This is a genomic window from Pseudoalteromonas sp. 2CM39R, from assembly GCF_023161845.1.
The window spans coordinates 201,089-225,980 of the sequence record NZ_JALNTM010000009.1; the positions used below are offsets into that span (position 1 = coordinate 201,089).

Here is a 24,892-nt window from a genome sequence, read left to right on the forward strand (position 1 = left end):
CCCCTAAAGATGTTAAAAAGGGCAGTGTAACACGGCCTATTTAAATTGTGAGGCAATAAAGCTTAGATACTCATTAATCGGTACCGCTTTGCTGTAATAATAGCCTTGCCCTTGATCTGCGCCCATCTTGATCAGCATTTTTTCTGTTTCTTGGTCTTCAATGCCTTCGATGGTGATATTCATATCAAGGTTATGGGCCATATCAATAGCCGTTTTTACCACTACCTGGTTGGTGGTGTTATTCACTAAATCAAGAATAAAGCTCTTATCGACTTTGATCGTGCTAAATGAATAATTTACTAAGTAGTTCAACGACGAGTAACCAGTACCAAAATCATCGAGTACTACCTTGCTACCGAGTTTATTAAGTTCGCTGATAAAGCTGACCATTTCATCATGGTTTTTGATAAGCGCAAATTCAGTCAATTCAAACTTTAACTGATCCGCAGTAATGCCATGCTTTAAAATGGTGTTTTCAACTTTTTCGACAAGCTTAGGGATAGCTAGATTCTTGGCACTTAAATTAACGCTAATGGTATGCTCGCGATAGCCTTGTCGATTAAGCTGGGCTGCAGCTAGGCAAGCCTGATCAATCACCCATAAGCTCAACTCGTTAATTAAACCAGTACGTTCAGCCAATAAAATGAGTTGCTCAATGTCCAGGTATTTACCCGCTGTAGGCCAGCGTAACAATGCCTCTGCGCCACAGATAGCACCATTGCGTAAATTAATAATGGGCTGTAAGTAAATGGCTAAGGTATTGCTTCGCATTGCTTGTTGTAACTCAGCGGCAAGGCTGACATCCATATCGATATGCGGTGTAGTAAAGTCGATGTTTTGCTGTTTTTGTGACAACCCTAAATAGCCACGTTGTAGCCAAATATCAAAGCCATCATCACTAACCGGTTCGGTAATGCTATAGCGGTAGTAAAGCTGCAGGTCTAAGCCTGCCACTTTATATTGCTTTGGCAGCTGTTTGCATAAGTTGCTCAGTTCTTGGTGCAGCTCTGCTTGCGATTGAATTTTGGTAGAAATAAAAGCCAGTACACCATTGCCTAAGTCTGCCACTTTTGGACTGTTATCTAGCGCTGACTCTAAATTAATAAATTGCCTATTTTTATTTATTTGATGCTCTAGAGATTGGGCCACAGTGATAATTATTTGGCTGCTTTGGCTTGGCTTTAGAATACTCATTAGGGCGTTAAATTGCTCGATTTTCACTAAACAAAGATTAGCGAGTCTTTGCTCCGAGGTAATCGCCATATAGGCTTGTTTGAGCATTGCTTGGTTGAGTAGCTCAGTTTGTTGGGTATGGGTTGCATGATACAGCGCTTTTTCACGTTGATAACGCACCCGGTCTGCCAGCGCCATTGCCATAAGCACAATCTCACAGAGAATGGCGACTAAAAATATGTGCCTAACGGCAAAGCTGTAGGGAATAAAGCCTGTAAGCTCTAACGGCTGAATGGCTGCGCCTACAATCAGTGGCACCCACGACATGACATAAAACTTTGCCCACCGAAAACCGCTCACCAACTTTTTGTAAATCATGCAAATACATAAAATGTATAACGGCACCATGATGGCAAAAAAGATTTTTGAAGAATGGTATTCCAGCATAAAAAAGCTGATAAGACTGAGGCTGAACAGCAGGGCTAAAAAGCTGATACTGAGCTTGTATAAGCGGCAATTATCTTTATGGTAGCGTAAGAACATAGTACAAAACGCGACGGTGAAAAATGCAATCGCATAGTTACTGAAGACCACTTGCTCATTAAAAAAGATTTGCCACGATAACGGCCATAAATAAAAACCAAAGCCGAGTACTGAGCCCATAAGTAGCAATGCTGAGATGATGTAGCCTATATAAATAAGATAGACGCGATCACGGATCCCTAAAAATAATACCAAGTTATACAGGGCTGCCATGATCAGCACACCAATGAAGATCCCCCAAATTCCTGATTGCGAACGTAGTAAATCTTGAAACTCTTTTTCACCATAAATATTAATAGGTGTTTTGCTGATACCCACCGTATCTATTTTTATAATGAGGGATGTTTGCTCATAGCCCTGCATTGTAAGCATGCTGTGCGGTGTACTGTATTGAAACAAACTAAGACCAGATACTTTATCACCCAGCTCGGTTGTATCTATAAGCTGCCCCTTATCATCAACATGATAAACGCTAAGATAATCAACCATAGGGTTATCAAAGTGAATCGCCAGCTCAACAGGCTTTGCTTGGCGGTTTTCTAAATCAAGCTTTAACCAATAATCTTGCGCCGCTAAATCCCATTCAACATCTTTAAAAGGGCGCTGTTTGAGCTTGTCTGGTTCAGCTAAAAACTGCTCGAGAGTCAGCGCTTTACTACTATCTATTCGATAAGCTGTATTACTGTAGATGGGGGCTGTTTTATCTATGGTGTAGCGGGTAGGGCTGGCTAAATGTGCCGCGAGGGTAGCAATGATAAAAAACAAAATTGTCAGAATAAGAAATGAAACAAAGTTATATTTCAGAGCTTTATTATTCAAAATTAGTTCTTTATCTAGGTAAATGTTCTTAACAGTGTAGCATTAAAAAAGCGCAGATAAACTGCGCTTTTTCAGAATTAGACTGGTTTGACCTTAATTCTGTTCGCGAGCAATTGCACGGTAAGCGATATCAGTACGATATTCCATGCCTTCCCAGCTGATTTCATCAACTAGTTTATAAGCACGTTGTTGCGCTTCGGTTACTGTGTTGCCAAGTGCAGTAGCACAAAGCACACGACCGCCAGCAGTTACAACGTTGTCGCCATCTTGCTTAGTACCTGCGTGAAATACTTTCTCACCTTCAGGGTAAGTAACTTGCAAGCCGCTGATTGCATCACCTTTCGGGTAGCTATCTGGGTAGCCTTTAGCAGCTAATACAACACCGACTGCTGCACGCGGGTCGAACTCGATTACTGTTTTATCTAGTTCTTCACGGTTAGCCGCTTCGATAAGCTCAACAAGGTCAGACTTAAGACGAAGCATCATAGGTTGTGTTTCAGGGTCGCCAAAACGACAGTTGTATTCGATTACTTTTGGCGTACCATCAGCGGTGATCATTAAACCAGCGTATAAGAAACCTGTGTATGGGTGGCCTTCTTTTGCCATACCTTCAACCGTTGGGTTGATCACTTCGTTCATAATGCGTTGGTGAATTTCATCAGTCACCACTGGAGCTGGTGAGTATGCACCCATGCCGCCAGTGTTCGGACCTTGGTCACCGTTGTAAGCGCGTTTGTGATCTTGGCTAGTTGCGAATGGCAGTACGTTTTTGCCATCAACCATCACAATGAAAGAGGCTTCTTCACCTTCTAAGAACTCTTCGATAACCACGCGGCTACCAGCTTCACCAAAGCTGTTGCCTGCAAGCATATCGCGGATAGCTTCTTCAGCTTCAAGCTCAGTCATTGCAACAATAACGCCTTTACCTGCTGCTAAGCCATCAGCTTTAATTACAATAGGCGCACCTTTTTCTTTTAGGTAAGCAAGTGCAGGATCTATTTGTTCAAACGTTTGGTAGTCAGCAGTTGGAATGTCGTGACGTGCTAAGAAGTCTTTAGTGAATGACTTAGAGCCTTCTAGCTGTGCAGCACCTGCTGTTGGGCCGAAGATAGCTAAACCGTTTTCACGGAATGTATCAACTACACCTAAAACAAGCGGTACTTCTGGACCAACAATAGTTAACTCAACGTTGTTTTCTTTAGCAAAAGTAACTAAACCTGCTAGGTCTTCAACGTTGATAGCTACGTTTTCAAGTTTTGGCTCTAGTGCAGTACCTGCGTTACCTGGAGCAACGAAAACGGTGTTTACTTTAGTATTTTGTGCAGCCTTAAACGCAAGAGCGTGTTCGCGGCCGCCACTGCCGATGACAAGTACATTCATGGCGTATAATCCTATTTATAGCGGTTTTTTAAACTTCAGCGTCATACGATCACTCTCACCAATTGCTTTATATTTAGCAGCGTCTTTTTCGTCAAGTGCTAAACGTGGTGGTAGTGTCCACACCCCTTTAGGGTGATCCGCTGTATCAAGAGGGTTTGCATTAATGTCACTGCTTGCCACTAGTTCAAAGCCAGCTTGCTTTGCAATTTCAATTACATAGCTTTGCTTCATATAACCTGATGATTTCTGATCTTCGTCGCTGCGCGCTTCAGGTAGGCGGTGTTCAACCACACCTAAAGTGCCGCCTGGTTTAAGTGCTTTATAAAATGCTTTAAACGCACTTAACGCGCCTTCTTTATCTTTACCCATGTACCAGTTGTGTACATTTCTAAATGTTAAGACAAGATCTGCGCTACCCGCTGGTGCAATATCAAGATGTGTTACTGGCGCAAATTCAGTTAGTTTAACTTCACTGAAGCGTGCGTCATCGCTCATCTTTTTCTTAAAACCAGCTAATGAACGTTGGTAATAACCCACCTCAGAATCAGCAGGGAAATGTGCCGCGTAGTAAACACCATGGCCTTTTACAGCTGGCGCAAGAATTTCGCTATACCAGCCACCGCCCGGTGCAATTTCAACAACTGTCATGTTTGGCTTAAAGCCAAAGAACTCAAGTGTTTCAACTGGATGGCGATATTTATCACGTGCGCTATTTTTAGCATCACGTTCGCTTGATTGCACAGCTTGTGTAAGCGCTGATTCATGAGAATGGCTTAAAGCCTGTGCTGATGTCAGTGCAAGGCTGGCAACGAGTAACGATTTTACGGCAAATTTCATCATCTGTTCCTTCATTATATGGGTAATTATTATTATTAATCAGAATACGTGAATTTGTGGCAAACAAAAAGGGTTAAGCTATGTGCTTAACCCTTTATGTAATTAGTGGCGGAAATGGCGCATACCTGTAAATACCATTGCCATACCAGCTTCGTCAGCTGCAGCGATAACTTCTTCATCGCGCATTGAACCACCTGGTTGAATAACAGCGGTGATGCCAGCCTCTGCTGCTGCATCAATACCGTCACGGAATGGGAAGAATGCATCCGATGCCATAACTGAACCTTTTACTTCAAGGTTTTCGTCAGCGGCTTTGATACCAGCAATTTTCGCTGAATAAACACGGCTCATTTGACCTGCGCCTACACCGATAGTCATACCGTCACGTGCATAAACGATTGCGTTAGACTTAACGAATTTAGCTACTTTCCAGCAGAATAATAGATCTTTTAATTCTTGCTCAGTTGGTTGACGCTTAGATACAACTTTAAGGTCGCCTTGTGTGACCATGCCTAGGTCGCGGTCTTGAACTAGAATACCGCCATTAACACGCTTGATGTCGTGACCTGTTGCATTACCAGACCATTCACCACATTCTAATAAACGTACGTTTTGCTTAGCAGATACGATTTGGGCTGCAGCTTCAGATACTTTAGGTGCAATGATAACTTCAACGAATTGACGAGCAACAATAGCTTCAGCTGTGTCTGCATCAAGTTCTTTGTTGAATGCGATGATGCCACCAAATGCTGATGTAGGGTCAGTTTTGAATGCGCGATCATAAGCTTCAAGAATGTTGTCACCAATTGACACACCACAAGGGTTCGCATGTTTTACGATAACACACGCTGGTACGTCGAATTCTTTTACACATTCTAATGCTGCGTCTGTGTCAGCAATGTTATTGTAAGAAAGTGCTTTACCTTGCAATTGAACTGCAGTCGCAACAGATGCTTCAGTTAGGTCGTTTTCAACATAAAAAGCAGCGTCTTGGTGTGAGTTTTCACCGTAGCGCATATCTTGCTTCTTAGTGAACTGCATGTTGATAGTACGTGGGAATTTAGTCTCTTCAGCTGCTTCCTCTGTATAGTCAGGAACCATTTTGCCGAAGTAGTTTGCAATCATGCCATCGTACTGAGCTGTGTGCTCGTAAGCAGCAATAGCTAAATCAAAACGTGTTTTATACGTTGTTGAACCGTTGTTGCTTTGCATTTCGCTGATCACACGGTCGTAATCTTTTGCATTAACTACGATAGTTACGTCTTTATGGTTTTTCGCCGCAGCGCGAACCATAGTTGGACCACCGATATCAATGTTTTCAATCGCATCTTCTAGGCTGCAGTCTTCTTTCGCAACAGTGTTTGCGAAGGGGTATAAGTTAACTACAACGATATCGATAGCAGAGATGTTGTGATCCTCCATTACGTCTTCATCTTGACCGCGACGCGCTAAGATGCCGCCGTGAATTTTTGGATGAAGTGTTTTTACGCGACCATCCATGATCTCAGGGTGACCAGTATGGTCAGATACTTCAGTGACTTTGATGCCGTTATCAGCAAGTAATTTGCAAGTACCGCCAGTTGATAAAATATCCACGCCTTGTGCTTCAAGAGCGCGAGCAAATTCAACGATACCGGTTTTATCTGACACACTTAATAGTGCGCGACGAATTGGACGATGTGTATCCATTGTAGTTTTGATTACCTCAATGTTTGAGCTAGCTTAGAAAGGCGGTATTTTAACTGAATCTGCTTTAAAAAACGACGTTTAAAGCGTGAGGATTTTGCATAGTTTTTAACAGCTATAAAAAAAGCACCCTAAGGTGCTTTTTTCAAAACTTTTATATCTGTTCTTTAAAAACTTACATTCCAGTTCTTAAAAAACTTTTATACCAGTTGTATTGGATTAGTAAGCAATTATAACGACAGAGAAATAAGTCAATAACAAGGCAAAAATTTTGTAGTGTAGTTACTCTACATAAGAAATTTTTAACGCAGTTAGGGACTTATTTAACTCGTTAGAATGATTACGGTTTCAATATAACTGGTATCAGTTCATGCCGTACTTTTTAAGTTTCTTACGTAAAGTACCACGGTTGATACCTAGTAAGATTGCAGCACGAGTTTGGTTACCACGCGTGTACGTCATTACTTCTTCAAGTAATGGTGCTTCTAGCTCAGAAAGAACAAGGTCGTATACGTCTTGTACGTCTTGACCATTAAGTTGCTTTAAGTAGTGATGAACAGCTTTTTTCACTGCATCACGCAACGGCTGTGGTTTCTCGTGTGACTGTACATGAGGGTTTGTGATAAATGGAGAAGTCACGTTTTGTTCGAACATCGTTATATGTCTCTTTCTTTCTTAGTTAGCTGCTAGTGTTTTAAAGTATTCTTCTAATGCGTCGACTTGTGCCTGTGGGTTATCTAACGCATTAAATACTCGCCTAAACTGACCGTCACTGTCATGGGTTTGCAAATACCAAGATACATGCTTTCGAGCGATACGCGCTCCCATTGGCTCCCCGTAAAACTGATGAAGATTGTCTAAATGCTCCATCAAAATGCTGCGCACTTCTGAAATTTCAGGTGCTGGCAAATGTTCTCCAGTTCGCAAATAGTGGTCTATCTCCCTAAAAATCCAAGGGCGACCTTGGGCGGCTCGACCAATCATAATGGCATCTGCACCCGTATAATCCAAAACCTGCTTTGCTTTTTCTGGTGAAGTAATATCACCATTGGCAACGACAGGGATAGACACTGAACGTTTAATATCCCTAATTGTGGCGTACTCTGCTTCACCTTTATACATACATGCGCGCGTTCGCCCGTGTACTGCCAGTGAGGCAATGCCATAACGTTCAGCTATTCTCGCAATCTCGACACCATTACGGTTATCCTGATCCCATCCGGTACGGATTTTTAAAGTGACAGGGACATCGACAGCATTAACAACGGCATCGAGTATCTCTTGTACTAATTCAGGAAACTGTAATAAGGCTGAGCCTGCGAGTTTCTTATTCACTTTTTTAGCTGGGCACCCCATATTGATATCTATGATCTGTGCACCATTGCTGACATTGAATTGTGCTGCCTGTGCCATAAGCTCAGGATCGGCTCCGGCGATTTGCACCGAACGAATACCCGACTCACCGCTGTGATCCATACGGTTCATCGATTTTTCGGTTTTCCATACTTTCGGGTTTGACGAGAGCATTTCAGAAACAGCAAGGCCCGCACCTAAGCGACGGCAAAGTTGTCTAAATGGTCTGTCTGTAATGCCTGCCATTGGCGCGACAATTACATTATTCTCAAGTTGGTATGAACCGATACGCACTGTTATTCAATTGGCCTCTTTTCAAGGGGCGCTAAGTTTACGGCTTTTTTAGCAAAAATCAAAGGCTATAAATTGAACAAAAGTGACTTTTTTTTGCTCTTTTCGTATTGACTTTTGATAACAGTTTGACGGGCTGGTTGATTTGTTTGATATTTGAACAGAAAAAATTTTACTCACAAAAAAGTGAGAAACTACTAACTGTAAAAATAAGGTAAAGCCTGTTAAATACTGGCTTTACCTATTATGTTTGAGTAAATACTCTAGTGCTATTTAGGCTTTCTTGATGCCGCTTACTCGGGTCCATTCACCCTCAACAGCCACGTCATCAAGTGCTAAAAACGGGGCATAAACATCGGCTACAGACTGAGCTTGTTCTTCTAAAATACCTGACATAGCAATTTTACCATTCGGTTTTAAAAGGCCTAAAATCACTTCATGTAGTTCGCGAAGTGGTTGAGCTAAGATGTTTGCAACCACAATATCAGCTGTAAACTCTGGCTGATCTTCAGGTAAATACACTTCAAGTTTATCTGCAACGCCATTACGTTTTGCATTATCGCGGCTTGCTTCAATAGCTTGAGGATCTATATCGATACCGATCATACGCTCTGCGCCGAGTTTGATCGCTGCAATTCCTAAAATGCCCGAGCCACAACCAAAGTCGACCACAGTTTTACCTGTTAAGTCTTGGCTTTCTAGCCACTTCAAGCAAAGGGCAGTGGTTGCATGGGTACCTGTGCCAAAAGCAAGGCCAGGGTCGAGCAATACATTAACCGCATCAGGATCTGGAATATCGCGCCAACTTGGACAGATCCATAAGCGCTCACCAAATTGAATAGGGTGGAAGTTATCCATCCACTCACGCTCCCAATCTTTATCTTCAAGCTGTTCAATTTTATAAACGAGCTTATCGGCGAGTGTTGCTTCAGCATTTAATGTTGCTACAACGCTGTCCATATCGTGGTTAGCGTCATACAGGCCAATCACAGTGGTATCAGCCCATAACTGCACAGTACCAAGTTTTGGCTCATAAATAGGGGTATCTTTGGCATCAACATAGGTGACTGACGCACTGCCAGTGTCCATGAGTAAGTCGCTAATTAATTCTGCGTTGTCTGCATTTGCGTTGATGCGAATTTGGATCCAAGCCATGAATATCTCTCGAATAGAAAAAAGGCCGCAACAGCGGCCTTTTAGTTAATAACGCGATACTAAATTACTTAGCATCTAAGAAGCTTTTTAGTAAGTCAGAGCGAGAAGGGTGACGTAATTTACGTAACGCTTTCGCTTCGATTTGACGAATACGCTCACGTGTTACGTCAAATTGTTTACCTACTTCTTCTAATGTATGGTCAGTGTTCATGTCGATACCGAAACGCATACGTAGTACTTTAGCTTCACGTGCTGTTAAGCCCGCTAGTACATCGTTTGTTGCGCCACGTAGTGATTCCATGGTTGCAGAATCAATAGGTGAGTCGATAGTGGTATCTTCAATGAAGTCACCTAAGTGCGAATCTTCATCATCGCCGATTGGTGTTTCCATTGAAATTGGCTCTTTAGCGATTTTAAGTACCTTACGGATCTTGTCTTCAGGCATTAACATACGCTCAGCTAATTCTTCTGGGCTCGGCTCACGACCCATCTCTTGTAGCATTTGACGAGAGATACGGTTTAATTTGTTGATCGTCTCAATCATGTGCACAGGAATACGGATGGTACGTGCTTGGTCAGCAATCGAACGCGTGATTGCTTGACGGATCCACCATGTTGCATAAGTTGAGAACTTATAACCACGGCGGTATTCGAACTTATCAACCGCTTTCATTAGACCAATATTACCTTCTTGGATAAGGTCTAAGAACTGTAAACCACGGTTGGTGTATTTTTTCGCAATTGAAATTACAAGACGTAAGTTCGCTTCAACCATTTCTTTCTTCGCACGGCGAGCTTTCGCTTCACCAATACTCATACGACGGTTGATATCTTTAATTCGTTCGATGCTAAGACCTGTGCTTTCTTCAATTGCACTTAGTTTGCTGATGCAACGAATGATTTCTGGTTTAACTGTTTCAAGTGCTACTGAGTATTTCTCGTTTGCAGCAATCTCAAGGTCAATCCAGCTTGTGTCTGTTTCGTTGTTAGCAAAGTGCTTGATAAAGCTCTTTTTCGGTAACTTAGCAATTTGTACAGCTTGTTTCATGATGATACGTTCTTGTACACGAACGCGGTCCATCATTTCACGCATGTTGTTAACCATGCGATCAAACTGTTTTGGCACTAATTTAAAGGTTTTAAATAGTTCGCCTATTTCTGCAATAGCTTCAAGTGAATCCGGGTGCGAGCGACCTTTTTCTTCGAACGTCTCGCGTGCTTTGTTATAAAGCTCACGTAAGTTTTCGAAGTGAATACGAGCTTCTTCAGGATCTGGACCTGTGTCGCCATCGCTATCATCATCGTCATCACTGTCGTCATCTTCATCATCGTCTTCGTCGTCTTCTTCGTCGAGTTGCTCTTCGTTTAACTCAGAACCGATGTGTGTTGCAGAGATTTGTGATTCTTCTTCATTATTAGGATCAAAGAAACCAGAGATAATGTCACTTAAGCGCATTTCTTCTGCTTCGAACTTGTCCCATTGCTCTAGTAGATAAGTAATTGCTTCAGGGTATTCAGCAACTGAAATCTGTACTTGGTTAATACCTTCCTCAATACGCTTAGCGATAACGATTTCGCCTTCACGCGTAAGAAGTTCAACAGTACCCATTTCACGCATATACATACGTACAGGGTCAGTTGTTCGACCGATCTCTTTTTCTACAGTCGCAAGTGCAGCTGCCGCGGCTTCTGCTGCGTCTTCGTCTGTCGTTGTTTCTTGCATCATTAATTCATCGGCATCAGGTGCGTTTTCACTTACCTTGATACCCATATCATTAATCATGCTAATGATATCTTCTACCTGATCTGAGTCGATAATGTCTTGTGGAAGGTGATCATTAACTTCTGCAAAAGTTAAATAACCTTGCTCTTTACCTTTTTGAATCAGAAGCTTTAATTGTGACTGAGGAGTTGGATCCATAGAGATTTATTCTTCCACTCTGAAAGTTGATACAACAGGCGCCAGCTCGCTTATTAAATAAGCGACACGAAAACTAACTAGACGCAGTGAATAGCACAGTATAACAGCATTATTCAATTCTGACTAGCTGTTGCTGCCTTTTAACGCTTGCGTCAGTAAGTGGCATTCTAGCCTTTCTTCGCTGCTTAAGCCTTGGGTCTTGTCTTTTATTAATAGGGTCTCTAGTCGATAATTTAAACACTGGTCTTCAATAAATTTAAAAGTATTTTTAAAAACCGTCTCTAAACGATCGTCATTTATTTGGTGCTGCCAAGTTGCTAGTTTCACTAGCGCGTCATATTCAGCGCCATCCCTAAATGACTCTAAAATTTGTGCCGTCGTGATACCTTCACGTTCTAGTGCTAAGTGCTGAATGCGTAAAAATAGCTCAATACCGGCTATTTTCATCTCAGCTAATTCTGGCATATAAGCAATGCTGGTCGCCAAATTTGGGTGTTGTAATAAAATACCAATCGCTTGGCGCATTGGTGTTATTTTAAATTTACGCTCAATCGCATGCTGTTGCTTTGGCGACTTAACGCGATTATTTAACTGCTCTCTTGTTCGACCAATTAAGCGGCCAAGATGTTCCAAAATATTTTCTTGGTAAAAATCACTAGGGATTTTTTCAATTAGTGGCAGGGCATCACTAAGGAGCTTTGCTTTACCTGCGTCTTGAGTAAGGTCTATTTCTTGGCTGAGCTTATTAAACAGCACCTTAGTAAAATCATCCGCTTTGCTTAACCTAGCTTCAAAAGCGTCTTTACCTTCTTTTTGTACCAGTGAATCAGGGTCTTCACCATCTGGTAAAAACACAAACTTTAACGACTTACCATCACCAAGATAAGGCAGTGCATTTTCTAGTGCACGCCAAGCTGCATCGCGGCCAGCACGGTCACCGTCGTAGCAGCATATCACTTTATCTGTGGTTCTAAATAAAGTGTGCATATGTTCTGCGGTCGTTGCTGTGCCAAGGGCGGCAACGGCATATTCGATGCCTTGCTCAGCTAAAGCAACAACATCCATATAACCTTCAACAATTAAAATATGTTCAAGTTTTTTATGTGCTTGCTTGGCTTCGTATAAACCATAAAGCTCAAAGCCTTTATGGAAAATACGGGTTTCTGGTGAGTTAAGGTATTTAGGACCTTGATCCGCTTGCATAACACGGCCACCAAAGGCAATCACCCGACCGCGTTTATCGCGAATAGGGAACATGAGTCGATCACGGAAGAAGTCAAATTGGCGACCAGGCGACTTTTCAGAGGCTAGTTTTAGTTCTACAAGTTGCTCTTTTTGTTCTTTGTTGCGGCCAAGTTGCTGGCATAGCGCTTCCCATTCACTTGGCGCATAACCAATCATGAACTTTTTCGCTGTTTCACCGCTTAAACCACGACCCTTAATATAGTCGATAACCGTTTTCGAGTTGGCATGATGCTTTAATTGGTGCTGATAAAAGCGAGCTGCATGTAACATTAAATCGTAATCAGAGCGCTTTTGTTCTGCAGTGCGTTGCGGGCCTGAGCTTGTGCCTTGTTCGCGAGGTACGTCTAAATTGAGCATACTCGCTAATTCTTCAATAGCATCAACGAACTCTAATTTGTCGTATTCCATAACAAACGAAATTGCATTGCCATTGGCACCACAACCAAAGCAGTGGTAAAACTGTTTATCTTGAGAAACGGTAAATGAAGGTGATTTTTCGTTATGGAATGGGCAACAAGCTTGGTAGTCTTTACCTGCTTTTTTAAGGCCAACTCTCGAATCAATTAACTCAACAATATCTGTGCGAGCGAGTAAATCATCAATAAACTGTCGAGGGATCTTTCCGGCCATAGCTGTTGTATTTTCCTGCGCTATCTATGCGTTGTAAAATAAGATTTGAACACAATTACTGTGTTTATGAAAGACTAAAAGCAAGAAACCGAGCACTAGGCTCGGTTTGCTTGAATCATACATCTGTATGTGGGGGTTAGGCAGTTAATCGTTGCTTGATTAAGCCAGAAATCTTACCTAAATCGGCACGACCTTCAGCTTTGCTTTTGATAACTCCCATTACCTTACCCATGTCTTGCATACCCGCTGCATTTGTATCAGCTATAGCCGAGTCAATAAGAGCAATGATTTCTTCTTCACTCAATTGTTGAGGTAAGAATTCTTCAAGTGCTTTAATCTCACTGGCTTCAATTTCAGCTAAATCTTCACGACCCGCATCAATGTACTGGGTGTAAGAATCGCGACGTTGCTTAACAAGCTTTACTAAAACAGCGGTAATACCGTCGTCGTCAAGCGTAATTTGCTCGTCAATTTCACGTTGCTTGATTGCAGCAAGTACCATGCGGATAGGTTTAAGACGTTCTTTATCTTTTGCCTTCATCGCATCTTTTTGCGCATCTTTTAGCGTTAATAAAAGGCTCATTTATACAAGACCAAATACTGATTAGTATAATTTAACGCGACGTGCGTTATCGCGAGAAAGCTTCTTCATGTGACGCTTTACTGCAGCAGCTTTTTTACGCTTACGCTCAGCTGTTGGTTTTTCATAGTGCTCGCGACGACGAACTTCTGAAAGGATACCTGCTTTTTCACATGAACGCTTGAAGCGACGAAGTGCTACGTCAAACGGTTCGTTCTCTCTTACTTTAATTACTGGCATTAAAAATTCACCTACCTAAATAATGAGCGTTGCTCAAGTTGATCGAATAACGACCAAGTGGTTCAAAAATGGTGCGGTATTGTAATCCGAAGCAACACCACATGTAAAGAATAATATTAACAGAAACTAGGTTTGCAAAACAGAGTTAATTTGTCTCGCGTTGATATAGTCGACAAATCACTTGTCCGGCAGCTTTTTCTTTTAAAAGCATCCAGTTATCTGGAGCATCTAGGTCGCTTAGTTCGCTTTCGACCTCAACATATATAAGTGCTTGGGCAGATAACCAGTTATTTTTTTCGAGTAAAAAACAACTTTTTTCAGCCAAGTTTTGTCGAAATGGCGGATCAACAAAAATTAGATCAAATTGCTCGTTTTGCGTGTTTTGTTCTAATAATGAAAGGCTATTGCCTTGTTTTACGACGGCATTATCCAATTTAAGGGTGCTAATGTTTTCTTTTAGTTGGTTAGCGGCGCCTTTATCTAGTTCGAAAAATACAGCATGATCAGCAAAGCGTGATAACGCCTCAAAACCTAAACCGCCGGAACCGGCAAAGCAATCGAGTATCGCTGCGCCTCGGGTATCTTGCATTAGCCAGTTAAATACAGTTTCTTTTATACGGTCTGTGGTTGGGCGCAAGCCTTGCACATCTTTTACGGGTAATTTTCTACCGCGAAATTGCCCACTAATAATACGAATAAAACCATTTGCTGATTTATTGTTCGCTGCTTTTGCTTGGCGGTTAGCTGTTGATTTTTTTCTCATTTAACTCACTAATCATTGGTAACTGACCACTAGCTCAGATAATATTGTATGCAATAGCTAGCGTGTCATTTTTCTACTGCGCTAAAAGTGATAGTATTGCGACCTTAGCGATAGATGGTACCTGTTTATGTTTGGCTTAAAAGCTGAACTGTCACCAAACTATTATTCATGTAAGTTTATCAGATTTTTATAAGTGGTTATTAGCAAGTATGGCAAAAAAAAGTAAATTCCTGTCTTGGTTTGGTTTTGGCAAATCAGATAAGCAACAAGCAGAGCAAGCAGCAAAAGAGGCTGATAACCAGAAGCAAATAGAAGAACAACAGCGAATTGAAGCCGAAAAGGCTGAAGCTGAACGTTTAGAGCAAGAACGCATTGCTGCAGAAAAGGCAGAGGCTGAACGTTTAGAGCAAGAGCGTATCGCTGCAGAAAAGGCAGAGGCTGAACGTCTAGAGCAAGAACGCATTGCTGCTGAACAAGCAGAGGCTGAACGTTTAGAGCAAGAACGCATTGCTGCAGAAAAGGCAGAGGCTGAACGTTTAGAGCAAGAGCGTATCGCTGTAGAAAAGGCAGAAGCTGAACGTCTAGAGCAAGAACGCATTGCTGCTGAACAAGCAGAGGCTGAACGTTTAGAGCAAGAACGTATCGCTGCTGAAAAAGCAGAAGCTGAACGTTTAGAGCAAGAACGCATTGCGGCAGAACAAGCAGAAGCTGAACGTTTAGCTCAAGAACAGCAAGCGGCAGAACAACAACGTCAAGAACAACAAGCTCGTCTTGCTGAGCAAGAAGCAGCAATGAAATTAGAGCAAGAGCGTGCTGCAGCAGAACAGGCGCAGCGTGAAGCCGAGCAAGTTGCTGCACAGAAGGCCGAGGAAGAACGTCTAGAGCAAGAGCGCATTGCGGCAGAAAAAGCACAAACTGAACGCTTAGAACAAGAACGCATTGCTGCAGAAAAGGCAGAAGCTGAACGTTTAGAACAAGAACGCATTGCTGCAGAAAAGGCAGAAGCTGCTCGCTTAAAGCAAGAACGCATTGCTGCTGAACAAGCAGAGGCTGAACGTTTAGAGCAAGAGCGTATCGCTGCAGAGAAGGCAGTGGCGGATCGTTTAGAGCAAGAACGCATTGCTGCAGAAAAGGCAGAAGCGGATCGTCTAGAGCAAGAACGAATTGCTGCAGAGAAGGCAGAAGCTGAACGTATAGAACAAGAACGTATCGCGGCAGAGAAAGCGGAGGCAGAGCGTCTAGAGCAAGAGCGCATTGCTGCAGAACAAGCAGAAGCGGAGCGCTTAGAGCAAGAGCGCATTGCTGAAGAACAAGCAGAAGCGGAGCGTTTAGAGCAAGAGAAAGCAGCTCAAGCCGCTGCTGAAAAACCAAAGAAAGAAGGTTTCTTCGCACGCCTTAAAAAAGGTCTATTAAAAACTCGCGTTAATATTGGTTCAGGCTTTGCGTCTATTTTTAGTGGTAAGAAAATTGACGATGAGTTATTTGAAGAATTAGAAACACAGTTACTAACAGCCGATTTAGGTGTTGATACAACAATGAAGTTGATTGATAACCTAACCGATGCAGCTGATCGTAAGCAATTAAAAGATGGCGATGCTTTATATGAGTTAATGAAGCAAGAAATGGCTAGTATGCTTAAAACCGCCGAGCAGCCGCTGGTTGTAAGTGGTGACAAAAAGCCATTTGTTATCTTAATGGTGGGTGTAAATGGGGTAGGTAAAACCACCACGATTGGTAAATTAGCTAAGCAGTTCCAAAACGAAGGTAAGTCAGTGATGCTTGCTGCGGGTGATACGTTCCGCGCTGCAGCGGTTGAGCAGCTGCAAGTATGGGGTGAGCGTAATAGCATTCCTGTGATTGCTCAACATACAGGTGCAGACAGTGCGTCAGTGGTATTTGATGCATTTCAGGCTGCAAAGGCTCGTAATGCTGATGTGTTAATCGCCGATACAGCAGGTCGCTTGCAAAATAAAGATAACCTAATGCAAGAGCTTGAAAAAATTGCCCGTGTAATGAAGAAAATTGACCCAGATGCGCCACATGAAGTTATGCTAACTATTGATGCAGGTACAGGTCAAAACGCAATTAGCCAAGTTAAATTATTTAATGAATGTGTTGGTTTAACGGGCATTACTTTATCTAAACTAGATGGTACCGCCAAAGGTGGTGTGATTTTCGCCGTTGCAGATAAATTTAATATCCCAATTCGTTACATTGGTGTTGGTGAAGGTATTGATGATTTACGTACCTTTAATAGTAGTGACTTTATTGATGCACTATTTAGCCAAGACGAGGATGACGCATAATTAACTAAAGGGAGCTTGCTCCCTTTTTCGCTGCAAGATGATTGATAACTAAAATGATAAATTTTCAGCAAGTCAGTAAAACATATCCAGGTGGCCATCGTGCCCTTGAAAAAGTCAGCTTTCATATTAAGCCTGGCGAACTGGCCTTTTTAACCGGGCACAGTGGGGCAGGTAAAAGTACACTATTGAAGCTTATCAGCTTGATGGAGCGTCCATCAGCCGGGCAGGTGCTTATTAATGGTGTTGATTTAAATGCTGTTAAATCGCGTCAGATCCCTTATGTGCGCCGCGATATTGGTATCATCTTTCAGAATCACCGCTTACTAGAACGTTACTCAGTGTTTGATAATGTTGCCTTACCTTTAATTATTGAAGGTACGCACCACAAGCAAATAGCTAAACGTGTTCACGGTGCGCTTGATAAAGTAGGGTTACTTGATAAAGCTAAGTGTAACCCTGCAACCTTATCAGGTGGTGAGCAGCAGCGTGTTGGTATTGCCCGCGCGATTGTCAATTCTCCGCCTATTTTGCTCGCCGATGAGCCAACTGGTAACTTAGACCCTGAACTTTCGATGGACATTTTACGTTTATTCGAAGACTTTAATAATCATGGTACAACCGTGCTGATTGCAACCCATGATATTGGCTTAATTGCGCGTATGCGTTATCGCAGTCTAACACTGAAAGATGGCCGTATGATTGACGACCCGTTAGCTGAGGGGGCACTATGAGTTTATTGTTTAAAAGCCGCAACAGTCAAAACGAACGTCAGAAAAAGTCATTTTTAGCAGCGCCTTATTTCTTCTTTATTAATCTTATTCGCCAAGGTGTACACAGCCTCGGTGAAATGTGGCGAACGCCTTTAGCCTCATTGATGACCATTGCGGTATTGGGATTAAGCTTAACACTGCCAGCGACGCTTTATTTAGTGGTTAAAAATGTCTCGCAAGTGAGCAGTGGCTTTGAAGATGCTGCAGAGATCTCGTTGTTCGTAAAAGAGACTATGAGCGAGCAGCAAACGCAAACCTTGGTTAAGCGTTTAGCACTCTACCCTGAAGTAGATAAAGTGGAGTTTATATCAAAAGGCGATGCCCTCACTGAATTTAAACAAGTATCAGGATTTGGCCAAGCACTTGAATATTTAGATGCGAACCCGTTACCTGATGTTGTTATTGTTACGCCGACAGCACGATACCGTCAGCCAAATACGGCAAAACAATTATTGCACAAGCTTGAAGGCGAAAGAGAAGTTGATTTTGGTAAACTCGATATTGCTTGGCTTGAGCGATTAAATGCACTTTTAAGTTTATTAAAAGAAAGCGTGATCACCATTGCTCTACTATTATTAACTTCCGTCACCCTGATCATTGGTAATACTATCCGCTTATCAATCATGGATAAGAAAGATGAAATTCAAGTGATGAAGTTAGTTGGGGCGACAAACACCTTTATTCATGCGCCATTTTTATGGACAGGGATTTGGTACGGTATTATTGGTGGTTTGTTCTCTTTTATTTGTGTTGCATTAATGATGTGGTGGCTTGGTGCTGCTGTAAGTGATGTTGCGGGTGTTTATGAAACCAGCTTTGACTTAATTGGTTTAACACTCACAGAGTTTGGCATTTTAGTCGCTCTTGCAACAGGCTTAGGATTTGTTGGTTCATACTTATCAGTTAACCGCTACATAAAAGAAATTGAACCCGATAAAGTGTAATACCAATCGACTTAAGTATTTAACCAATCTAGCGAGCTAAATAAAGCGCTAACTGCGTTATAAATTTTTCATGTAGAACTACTACATGTCAAAATATATGCCTTGTTATCACTTCATTTATCTGTCGCTATAATTGGTCAGTAACTTAACACGATTGGTATGAATTTTTTGTTACACTGCTCTTTTAGCGATAAATAGTAGTCGCTGTTAATTTATCAAAATATCACTCCAAGCTAGAATTCATCGCTTATTCAGCGTGTTAGCGTAGACTAAAAATAGATGCAAAAACCACTTGATTTGAACTTTAAAAAAGTTTTTAATTGAAGTTAGCACTCTCGCTTAAAGAGTGCTAAGATGGTTTCAAATGTTTATCACTGAGGTGAAAAATGAGTAAAGATTTATACGCAATGGCACTTACTGCAGGTCAACAGAGCGCAAGTATGGACGGCTACCTTCAAGCGGTTAGCACTATTCCTATGCTTGATGCAGAGAAAGAAAAGCAGTTGGCGACACGTCTTCAGGAAGAAGGTGATCTTGAAGCTGCGAAGCAACTCATTATGTCGCATCTACGCTTTGTTGCTCATATTGCGAAAAGCTATTCAGGTTATGGCTTACCGCAAGCTGATTTAATTCAGGAAGGTAACATCGGTCTGATGAAAGCGGTAAAACGTTTCGACCCAAGTGTAGGTGTTCGCTTAGTTTCATTCGCAGTACACTGGATCAAAGCTGAAATTCATGAATACGTACTGAAAAACTGGCGTATCGTGAAAGTTGCAACTACAAAAGCGCAACGTAAATTATTCTTCAACCTACGTAAAAATAAAAAGCGTTTAGGTTGGTTTAACCAAGCTGAGGTTAGCACAGTTGCTAATGAGCTAGGTGTAAGTGAAAAAGAAGTACGTGAGATGGAATCACGTATGAGTGGCCAAGATATGGGCTTTGATTTAACGGGCGACGACAATGATGACGCACCGACAAGCACATACTCGCCAGTACAGTATTTAACAGATGGCAGTGCTGACCTTGCTGATGATATCGAAGAGCAGCAATGGCAAGAACAGTCTCATGCACGTTTATTCAGCGCGTTAAAAACCCTTGATGAACGTTCTCAAGACATCGTAAGTGCACGTTGGTTAGCTGACGATAAAGCAACATTACAAGAGCTTGCTGAGAAATATAACGTTTCAGCAGAGCGTGTTCGCCAGCTAGAAAAAACAGCAATGAAAAAACTGCAATCAGCGATGAGCTAATAGCAATCGCTATAGCAAACCATCTTTAGTAGACTACAAAGCCTCGCAAATGCGGGGCTTTTTGTTTTAAAGGACGCGGTATGTCACAGATTGATTATCAACATGTATTAGATGAAATCACAAAAGAAGTTCAACCATTACTGAGCCAAGGTAAGGTTGCTGATTATATTCCTGCGCTTGCAGAGGTTGAGCCAAACCAGTTCGCCATTGCTATTCATACAGTGGATGGGCAAACCTATTGCGCGGGTGATTGTGGTGCGCGTTTTACAATTCAATCTGTTTCTAAAGTAATGACCTTAACCTTAGCACTTCAGCGTTATGGTGATGAGCTGTGGCAACGAGTCGGTAAAGAGCCTTCAGGCACCGCTTTTAACTCACTTACACAGCTTGAGTTTGAACAGGGTATACCACGCAACCCATTTATTAATGCCGGCGCGATTGTCACCTGTGACGCGTTATATAGTCGTTTATCTGCGCCGATGCACTCTATGCTTGAGTCGTTTCGCCAGTTATCAGGAAATGCTCAGGTTGTTATTGATAAGAAAGTGGCAAATTCTGAATATGAGTTTCGTCATCGCAACGCCGCGATGGGGCATCTAATGAAGTCATTCGGCAACTTCAATAATGAAGTTGATGATGTGCTATGGGCTTACTTCAACTTCTGTGCCATAGAGCTAAACTGTGTAGAGTTAGCAAAAGCTTACAATTACTTAGCAAACCAAGGTAAAGATGCCAATGGCCAAGAAGTGCTCAGTGCAAGGCAAAATAAGCAGTTAAACTCGTTACTGTTTACCAGTGGTTTATATGATGCTGCAGGGGATTTTGGCTACCGTGTTGGTATGCCGGGTAAGTCTGGGGTGTCGGGTACTATTTTAGCAGTGTTACCGAATCAATTTACTGTGGCTGTGTGGGCGCCAAGACTTAACTCGTATGGTAACTCAGTAGCTGGGATAGCGGCTCTTGAGCGTTTATCCCAGAAACTGGATATTTCAATTTTTTAGTTGCTGTTACTGATCCCAGTAAACTTGCTCTAAACAGTCTTCACGTTCAGGTAAGCCACGAGATAAACGTGGCGAGTGCTGAACAAGTACTTCATAACTTGCACGGTTAGCGTATTTACTAATTTGTGCAAGCGATGAGTAGGTCATAGCAGGCTGCTGATGCTTCGCTGAGTTTGCCACATTAAGTTTGTGGTAAACGTTTGCTGATAGGTCATGCAGTACCGCAGCCAGAGCACAATCGCCTGCGCCATTGGTATTTTTAATACTATCTGGGCCGCCCATAAACGGTGCTGTGTGGCTGTACGCACGAATTGGGTTTTGGCAGTCGTCTTTACGCATTGCGCGAGAGAATTCATAACGGTTAAAGTCAGCAATCGCGCCTGGTAATAACGGGTATTCTGTTTCTCGCTTGAATGAGTCGTCTACGTAACCGGCCATAAACAAGCCTTTTTCGCCAGCCGTGCAAATAACTAAATCAGTCCATTCTAGCGCTTTGTCGGCAGCTAGAAGCGGATCTTCAAAGCCGGTAATCGCAAGGCCTTCCTCTTCGTTCATAGCAAGAATATCAACATGCTCTTTTACAAAGTCAGCCCACCAAGCAGGGTCTTGTTCAATTAGAAACTTAGTACCAAGGGTTAAAACCACAGGGACACCTGCATCATTGGCATATTTCACTGCCTGCATGGTCGCTTCTGTCATGGTTTCATCACCTTGAGTACGCATTAGGTATGCGCTGATCACCAGTGCTGATGAATTCTCAATAAGTGCCTGATCGATTGATTCAGGGCGAAGGTGATTCATAAGCCCCGCGCTGATTGCGAAGGTACGCTCACCGGTCTCGTCAATTAAGGTAAAACAACGACCAATAGGGCCATCTACAGGCTGAAGGTAGTCAAGGTCAACGCGGCTAGAGGTGTTACATAAAAAACGGTATGCATAGCTGCCGATTTTGATATTTTCACTCATTACCCCTAACAACACTGAACGGTCGTCAGCTAGGGTAGAGTAGTTGTGCATGGTGTTACCTACCGTACCACCGGCAAACTCATAATCGATCATATTGTCGAGTTTTAGTTTGTCGTATAGCGCGTTGGTAATATCGTTATCGATCACTTGCGACATGCCACGGCGCAATTGAAATTCATCTAGGAAAGCTTGATCAACTTTCGCTTCAATATCTACCACAATTTGGTCGATACCCGTAATATAACTACGTTGTAGTCGGTCGGTTGAGTTAAGTTGATTCGTCAGTGGATCTTTGGCTTCCACCGGAAAATAATGTTTATGCCTGCGGCGTCCAGGAAATTTCATTTGCTACCCGTGTTGTAAGCTAAATAAAAAAAGCGCGAGATTATAGCGCAATATGGGTCCATTGAGCCATGAAAAAGCCACTAAATTTTGCGTTAATTTTTAAGTGTAGCAGTATTTATTGCCGACATTTTTCACTAACTAGGTATAATTACTCACAGTTTTACAAGATTTGTGTGATATATGAGCGAACAATTTAGCGACCAATATTGGATGGAAAAAGCATTAAACTACGCCAATGAAGCGGCTGCGATTAATGAAATTCCGGTTGGTGCTGTGCTGGTAAAAGACAATCAACTGATTTCTTATGGTTATAACCGCTCAATTATTGATAACGACCCATCCGCTCATGCTGAAATGATGGCAATCCGCGAAGCAGGTAAAGTACTTAATAACTACCGATTAATCGATTGCACCTTGTATGTAACGTTAGAACCTTGTTCTATGTGCGCAGGTCTGTTGGTGCATAGTCGTATTAAGCGATTAGTATTTGGTGCTAAAGATGCCAAAACGGGATCGGCAGGATCAATTATGAATCTGCTGCAAGAGCCTAGGCTTAATCATCAAGTTGAAGTAACCGGCGATGTTATGAGTGAGCAGTGTGGGGCGGTGATATCTGCGTTTTTTAAGCGTCGTAGAGAAGAGAAAAAGGCGGCAAAGCAGGCTGCTCGCAACGCCTAGTTATACAACCGGCGTTGCAGGAACTTGTGCTTCCATTAACTGCATCGCAAATAAGCGGCGACGCCAAATAACTTTTTTGTGTGTATTACGTAGCATGATACGACGGCGGGTCGCCGTTGAGTAAATAACATTACGCTTGAACTTATGTGTCGTGCGTCTTCTTTTTAACATGAGTGCTCCTTAAGTGAGAGTAAAGCATTATATTGATCTCTACAGGAAGATAATGATCATTTGATGACAAGTAAACAGATTTCGGTGCTTGAAGTTAGTTGTTTTCTAATTCTTGCTGCTCTGAGTTGGTTTGTTGAGTGTTGTCATTTGGCTTTGGCTCGCTCACTTGCGCTTCAGGTTGAGCTTCTACAGTGCTTTGCTCTTCTTCGCTTGGATTAGCAATCGCATCATTTTCATCAAGCCAAACCAGTGCGTCGTAATAGCGACGAATATTATCAACGTATTTTACTGCAACATCGCCACGGGCATAACCATATTTGGTTTTTCGATAGTAACGCTTTTTAATTAAAAGCGGTAAGCGCTTTTTAACATCAGCCCATTTATCGGGGCTTGCACCTTCTTGCTCGGTAATAATGCGTGCGTCGTTGACGTGTCCCCAGCCAACATTGTAAGAGGCTAAGGCAAACCAGGTTCTATCGGGTTGCGGAATGCGTTCAGGGATCCAAGAAATCACTTTGGCAAGATACTGGGCACCACCTCTAATATTTTGCTCTGGCTCTAGTCGATTTGTTACGCCGACCTGTTTTGCTGTTGCTTGGGTTAGCATCATTATGCCACGTACACCGGTTGGTGACTTAGCCCTTGGGTTCCACATTGATTCTTGATAACTCAAAGCTGCCAGTAATCGCCAGTCTATGTTACCTGCGTATTGCTCAAACCAAGGTTGGTATTTAGGTAAGGTGTCTTTTATTGCTTCGATATAAGCAAGGGTATTCACATAGTTAAACTGACGAACATGGCCGAAGTATTTTTCTTCTAACACATAAAGCTGGTTGCTTTTCTTAACGTCGCCAAAAAATGGCACCATCAAGGCATATAAAGAGTCGTCACCATCTTTTCTTAGTAACCAAGCGATAGGGTCGTTACGGGTAACCGAAAAGCCGATACTCAAATTTGGGTGATAGCGGCGAAACAGCGATAAGGTATGTGAATCTGCTAGGGTGTAATCAATTTCACCGTCGATAACTGCTTGCAGAAGCTCTTCTTCATCCATATCTTCTGTTTCGTTCCAGCTAAGTTCAGGATGCAATTGTTTTAATTGCTGTAGTGCCAACGAGTGGCTGCTTTTGGCTAAAACAGTGAGGTTACCGGTTAGATCCTCAAACTCTCGAGGGCGAGTACGGCCTTGTTTATAAACTAATTTTTGGCTTATTGTTCGGTAGGTAGGACCGAACCGATAATGCTCTGCTCGAATCGTGTTATAGGTAAGGCCTGAAGCAATAATATCTAAATCGCCACTTTCTAAGCGTGCAAACATATCGGATAGATTAAAAAAAGGCACCATCTCGAGCTCTACACCAACATAGTCAGCAAACTCTTGGGCAAGCTCATATTCAAAGCCTTGCACACCTTGTGGAGCCTGATAGTAGTTACTCGCGCCAGCTAATGTGCCTACTCTAATTTTGTTCTGTGCCTTGATATGAGCAAGTTGCGACGGTTGCTGTTGCATATCGCACGCACATAACATGAGCACTAAACTAAAAATAGCGAGTAACTTTTGCATAGATTATAAATGCCCCTTAAACCATTACCTTAGTGTTATAACAAAACTTCTAAGCCACGTCACTTGGCGAATAGTTTTAGTTATCTATTTAAAAATTAATAACTATAACAAGGTTGATGATAGATAAGTCATACAGAACAAGAACCTGCGAAGAAATAAAGACGACTAAGATAGTTAATTGTTGCAACCATAAAAGCGGTTATGAAGATTATTTAAATAAAAGCGTAATTTTGAGTTAAATCTAGACGTTATTTGCACTATAATATGCGCCTAAAATATCG

At 42.2% G+C, this 24,892-nt stretch carries 21 protein-coding genes; 6 read left to right on the plus strand and 15 right to left on the minus strand.

Features of this window, described 5'->3' with window-relative positions:
* Positions 1-36 precede the first annotated feature (36 nt).
* The 12 genes from MTF66_RS20610 to rsmD all read right to left on the minus strand — a co-directional run bounded on the left by MTF66_RS20610 (position 37) and on the right by rsmD (position 14,616).
* Positions 37-2,535 (minus strand): EAL domain-containing protein, encoded by a 2,499-nt coding sequence (locus tag MTF66_RS20610; protein WP_058585849.1) that lies wholly within the window; start codon positions 2,533-2,535, stop codon positions 37-39.
* Positions 2,536-2,628: 93 nt separating this feature from the next.
* Positions 2,629-3,915: a phosphoribosylamine--glycine ligase gene (gene purD / locus MTF66_RS20615; RefSeq protein ID WP_248528381.1), complete on the minus strand. Its 1,287-nt coding sequence runs from the start codon at positions 3,913-3,915 to the stop codon at positions 2,629-2,631.
* Between the two features lie 15 nt (positions 3,916-3,930).
* The gene (locus MTF66_RS20620) at positions 3,931-4,752 is read right to left on the minus strand and encodes a class I SAM-dependent methyltransferase (protein WP_058585847.1); all 822 of its coding nucleotides are present in this window, start codon (positions 4,750-4,752) and stop codon (positions 3,931-3,933) included.
* Between the two features lie 102 nt (positions 4,753-4,854).
* Positions 4,855-6,441 carry a bifunctional phosphoribosylaminoimidazolecarboxamide formyltransferase/IMP cyclohydrolase gene (purH, locus tag MTF66_RS20625; protein WP_054560984.1) on the minus strand — a complete coding sequence of 529 codons (1,587 nt, stop codon included), beginning with the start codon at positions 6,439-6,441 and terminating at the stop codon, positions 4,855-4,857.
* 360 nt (positions 6,442-6,801) lie between these two features.
* Positions 6,802-7,092, minus strand: a complete 291-nt coding sequence (fis, locus tag MTF66_RS20630) for a DNA-binding transcriptional regulator Fis (RefSeq protein WP_002957804.1) — start codon at positions 7,090-7,092, stop codon at positions 6,802-6,804.
* 21 nt (positions 7,093-7,113) lie between these two features.
* Positions 7,114-8,085, minus strand: coding sequence for a tRNA dihydrouridine synthase DusB (dusB, locus tag MTF66_RS20635; RefSeq protein WP_054560983.1), 972 nt, complete (start codon positions 8,083-8,085; stop codon positions 7,114-7,116).
* 270 nt (positions 8,086-8,355) lie between these two features.
* Positions 8,356-9,237: a 50S ribosomal protein L11 methyltransferase gene (prmA, locus tag MTF66_RS20640; RefSeq protein WP_054560982.1), complete on the minus strand. Its 882-nt coding sequence runs from the start codon at positions 9,235-9,237 to the stop codon at positions 8,356-8,358.
* A gap of 64 nt (positions 9,238-9,301) precedes the next feature.
* On the minus strand, positions 9,302-11,158 hold the full coding sequence (gene rpoD / locus MTF66_RS20645; protein WP_054560981.1) for an RNA polymerase sigma factor RpoD: 1,857 nt from the start codon (positions 11,156-11,158) through the stop codon (positions 9,302-9,304).
* 123 nt (positions 11,159-11,281) lie between these two features.
* Positions 11,282-13,033, minus strand: a complete 1,752-nt coding sequence (gene dnaG / locus MTF66_RS20650; protein WP_248528384.1) for a DNA primase — start codon at positions 13,031-13,033, stop codon at positions 11,282-11,284.
* A gap of 136 nt (positions 13,034-13,169) precedes the next feature.
* Positions 13,170-13,616 carry a GatB/YqeY domain-containing protein gene (locus MTF66_RS20655; RefSeq protein WP_054551044.1) on the minus strand — a complete coding sequence of 149 codons (447 nt, stop codon included), beginning with the start codon at positions 13,614-13,616 and terminating at the stop codon, positions 13,170-13,172.
* Between the two features lie 21 nt (positions 13,617-13,637).
* Positions 13,638-13,853, minus strand: coding sequence for a 30S ribosomal protein S21 (rpsU, locus tag MTF66_RS20660; RefSeq protein ID WP_002957797.1), 216 nt, complete (start codon positions 13,851-13,853; stop codon positions 13,638-13,640).
* Between the two features lie 145 nt (positions 13,854-13,998).
* Positions 13,999-14,616, minus strand: coding sequence for a 16S rRNA (guanine(966)-N(2))-methyltransferase RsmD (gene rsmD / locus MTF66_RS20665; RefSeq protein WP_248528387.1), 618 nt, complete (start codon positions 14,614-14,616; stop codon positions 13,999-14,001).
* A gap of 209 nt (positions 14,617-14,825) precedes the next feature.
* Between rsmD and ftsY the strand changes: the two genes are divergently transcribed.
* The 5 genes from ftsY to glsB all read left to right on the plus strand — a co-directional run bounded on the left by ftsY (position 14,826) and on the right by glsB (position 20,887).
* Positions 14,826-16,922, plus strand: a complete 2,097-nt coding sequence (ftsY, locus tag MTF66_RS20670) for a signal recognition particle-docking protein FtsY (RefSeq protein WP_248528390.1) — start codon at positions 14,826-14,828, stop codon at positions 16,920-16,922.
* A gap of 53 nt (positions 16,923-16,975) precedes the next feature.
* Positions 16,976-17,653, plus strand: a complete 678-nt coding sequence (ftsE, locus tag MTF66_RS20675) for a cell division ATP-binding protein FtsE (RefSeq protein ID WP_054560978.1) — start codon at positions 16,976-16,978, stop codon at positions 17,651-17,653.
* Complete coding sequence (gene ftsX, locus MTF66_RS20680; RefSeq protein WP_248528393.1) at positions 17,650-18,636, plus strand: permease-like cell division protein FtsX; 987 nt, start codon at positions 17,650-17,652, stop codon at positions 18,634-18,636. The genes ftsE and ftsX overlap by 4 nt, the downstream gene beginning before the upstream one ends.
* A gap of 386 nt (positions 18,637-19,022) precedes the next feature.
* Positions 19,023-19,886: an RNA polymerase sigma factor RpoH gene (gene rpoH / locus MTF66_RS20685; protein WP_054551048.1), complete on the plus strand. Its 864-nt coding sequence runs from the start codon at positions 19,023-19,025 to the stop codon at positions 19,884-19,886.
* Positions 19,887-19,966: 80 nt separating this feature from the next.
* Positions 19,967-20,887 (plus strand): glutaminase B, encoded by a 921-nt coding sequence (glsB, locus tag MTF66_RS20690; RefSeq protein WP_175082458.1) that lies wholly within the window; start codon positions 19,967-19,969, stop codon positions 20,885-20,887.
* Positions 20,888-20,893: 6 nt separating this feature from the next.
* Here glsB and MTF66_RS20695 read toward each other — a convergent pair whose 3' ends face one another.
* Positions 20,894-22,198 (minus strand): inosine/guanosine kinase, encoded by a 1,305-nt coding sequence (locus tag MTF66_RS20695; protein WP_248528397.1) that lies wholly within the window; start codon positions 22,196-22,198, stop codon positions 20,894-20,896.
* A 180-nt stretch (positions 22,199-22,378) separates the two neighbouring features.
* On the opposite strand from MTF66_RS20695, the gene tadA reads away from it, so the two are divergent.
* Entirely contained in the window at positions 22,379-22,876 is a 498-nt protein-coding gene (tadA, locus tag MTF66_RS20700) for a tRNA adenosine(34) deaminase TadA (protein WP_054560975.1), read from the plus strand.
* Here the strand turns inward: tadA and MTF66_RS20705 are convergent, their stop codons facing one another.
* Together MTF66_RS20705 and mltF are read right to left on the minus strand one after the other, a co-directional pair.
* Positions 22,877-23,047 (minus strand): hypothetical protein, encoded by a 171-nt coding sequence (locus MTF66_RS20705; RefSeq protein ID WP_165385080.1) that lies wholly within the window; start codon positions 23,045-23,047, stop codon positions 22,877-22,879. It abuts the gene before it with no gap.
* Between the two features lie 94 nt (positions 23,048-23,141).
* Complete coding sequence (gene mltF / locus MTF66_RS20710) at positions 23,142-24,611, minus strand: membrane-bound lytic murein transglycosylase MltF (RefSeq protein ID WP_058585840.1); 1,470 nt, start codon at positions 24,609-24,611, stop codon at positions 23,142-23,144.
* Positions 24,612-24,892: the final 281 nt, after the last annotated feature.

Excerpts from the sequence above, each read along its gene's own strand:
- tadA (WP_054560975.1), top strand. The coding sequence starts at position 22,379 with ATGAGCGAACAATTTAGCGACCAATATTGGATGGAAAAAGCATTAAAC.
- ftsY (WP_248528390.1), top strand. The coding sequence starts at position 14,826 with ATGGCAAAAAAAAGTAAATTCCTGTCTTGGTTTGGTTTTGGCAAATCA.
- rpoH (WP_054551048.1), top strand. The coding sequence starts at position 19,023 with ATGAGTAAAGATTTATACGCAATGGCACTTACTGCAGGTCAACAGAGC.
- mltF (WP_058585840.1), bottom strand. The coding sequence starts at position 24,611 with ATGCAAAAGTTACTCGCTATTTTTAGTTTAGTGCTCATGTTATGTGCG.
- prmA (WP_054560982.1), bottom strand. The coding sequence starts at position 9,237 with ATGGCTTGGATCCAAATTCGCATCAACGCAAATGCAGACAACGCAGAA.
- rpsU (WP_002957797.1), bottom strand. The coding sequence starts at position 13,853 with ATGCCAGTAATTAAAGTAAGAGAGAACGAACCGTTTGACGTAGCACTT.
- fis (WP_002957804.1), bottom strand. The coding sequence starts at position 7,092 with ATGTTCGAACAAAACGTGACTTCTCCATTTATCACAAACCCTCATGTA.
- rsmD (WP_248528387.1), bottom strand. The coding sequence starts at position 14,616 with ATGAGAAAAAAATCAACAGCTAACCGCCAAGCAAAAGCAGCGAACAAT.
- MTF66_RS20705 (WP_165385080.1), bottom strand. The coding sequence starts at position 23,047 with ATGTTAAAAAGAAGACGCACGACACATAAGTTCAAGCGTAATGTTATT.
- rpoD (WP_054560981.1), bottom strand. The coding sequence starts at position 11,158 with ATGGATCCAACTCCTCAGTCACAATTAAAGCTTCTGATTCAAAAAGGT.
- ftsX (WP_248528393.1), top strand. The coding sequence starts at position 17,650 with ATGAGTTTATTGTTTAAAAGCCGCAACAGTCAAAACGAACGTCAGAAA.
- MTF66_RS20620 (WP_058585847.1), bottom strand. The coding sequence starts at position 4,752 with ATGAAATTTGCCGTAAAATCGTTACTCGTTGCCAGCCTTGCACTGACA.
- purH (WP_054560984.1), bottom strand. The coding sequence starts at position 6,441 with ATGGATACACATCGTCCAATTCGTCGCGCACTATTAAGTGTGTCAGAT.
- MTF66_RS20655 (WP_054551044.1), bottom strand. The coding sequence starts at position 13,616 with ATGAGCCTTTTATTAACGCTAAAAGATGCGCAAAAAGATGCGATGAAG.
- ftsE (WP_054560978.1), top strand. The coding sequence starts at position 16,976 with ATGATAAATTTTCAGCAAGTCAGTAAAACATATCCAGGTGGCCATCGT.
- MTF66_RS20695 (WP_248528397.1), bottom strand. The coding sequence starts at position 22,198 with ATGAAATTTCCTGGACGCCGCAGGCATAAACATTATTTTCCGGTGGAA.
- glsB (WP_175082458.1), top strand. The coding sequence starts at position 19,967 with ATGTCACAGATTGATTATCAACATGTATTAGATGAAATCACAAAAGAA.
- purD (WP_248528381.1), bottom strand. The coding sequence starts at position 3,915 with ATGAATGTACTTGTCATCGGCAGTGGCGGCCGCGAACACGCTCTTGCG.
- dnaG (WP_248528384.1), bottom strand. The coding sequence starts at position 13,033 with ATGGCCGGAAAGATCCCTCGACAGTTTATTGATGATTTACTCGCTCGC.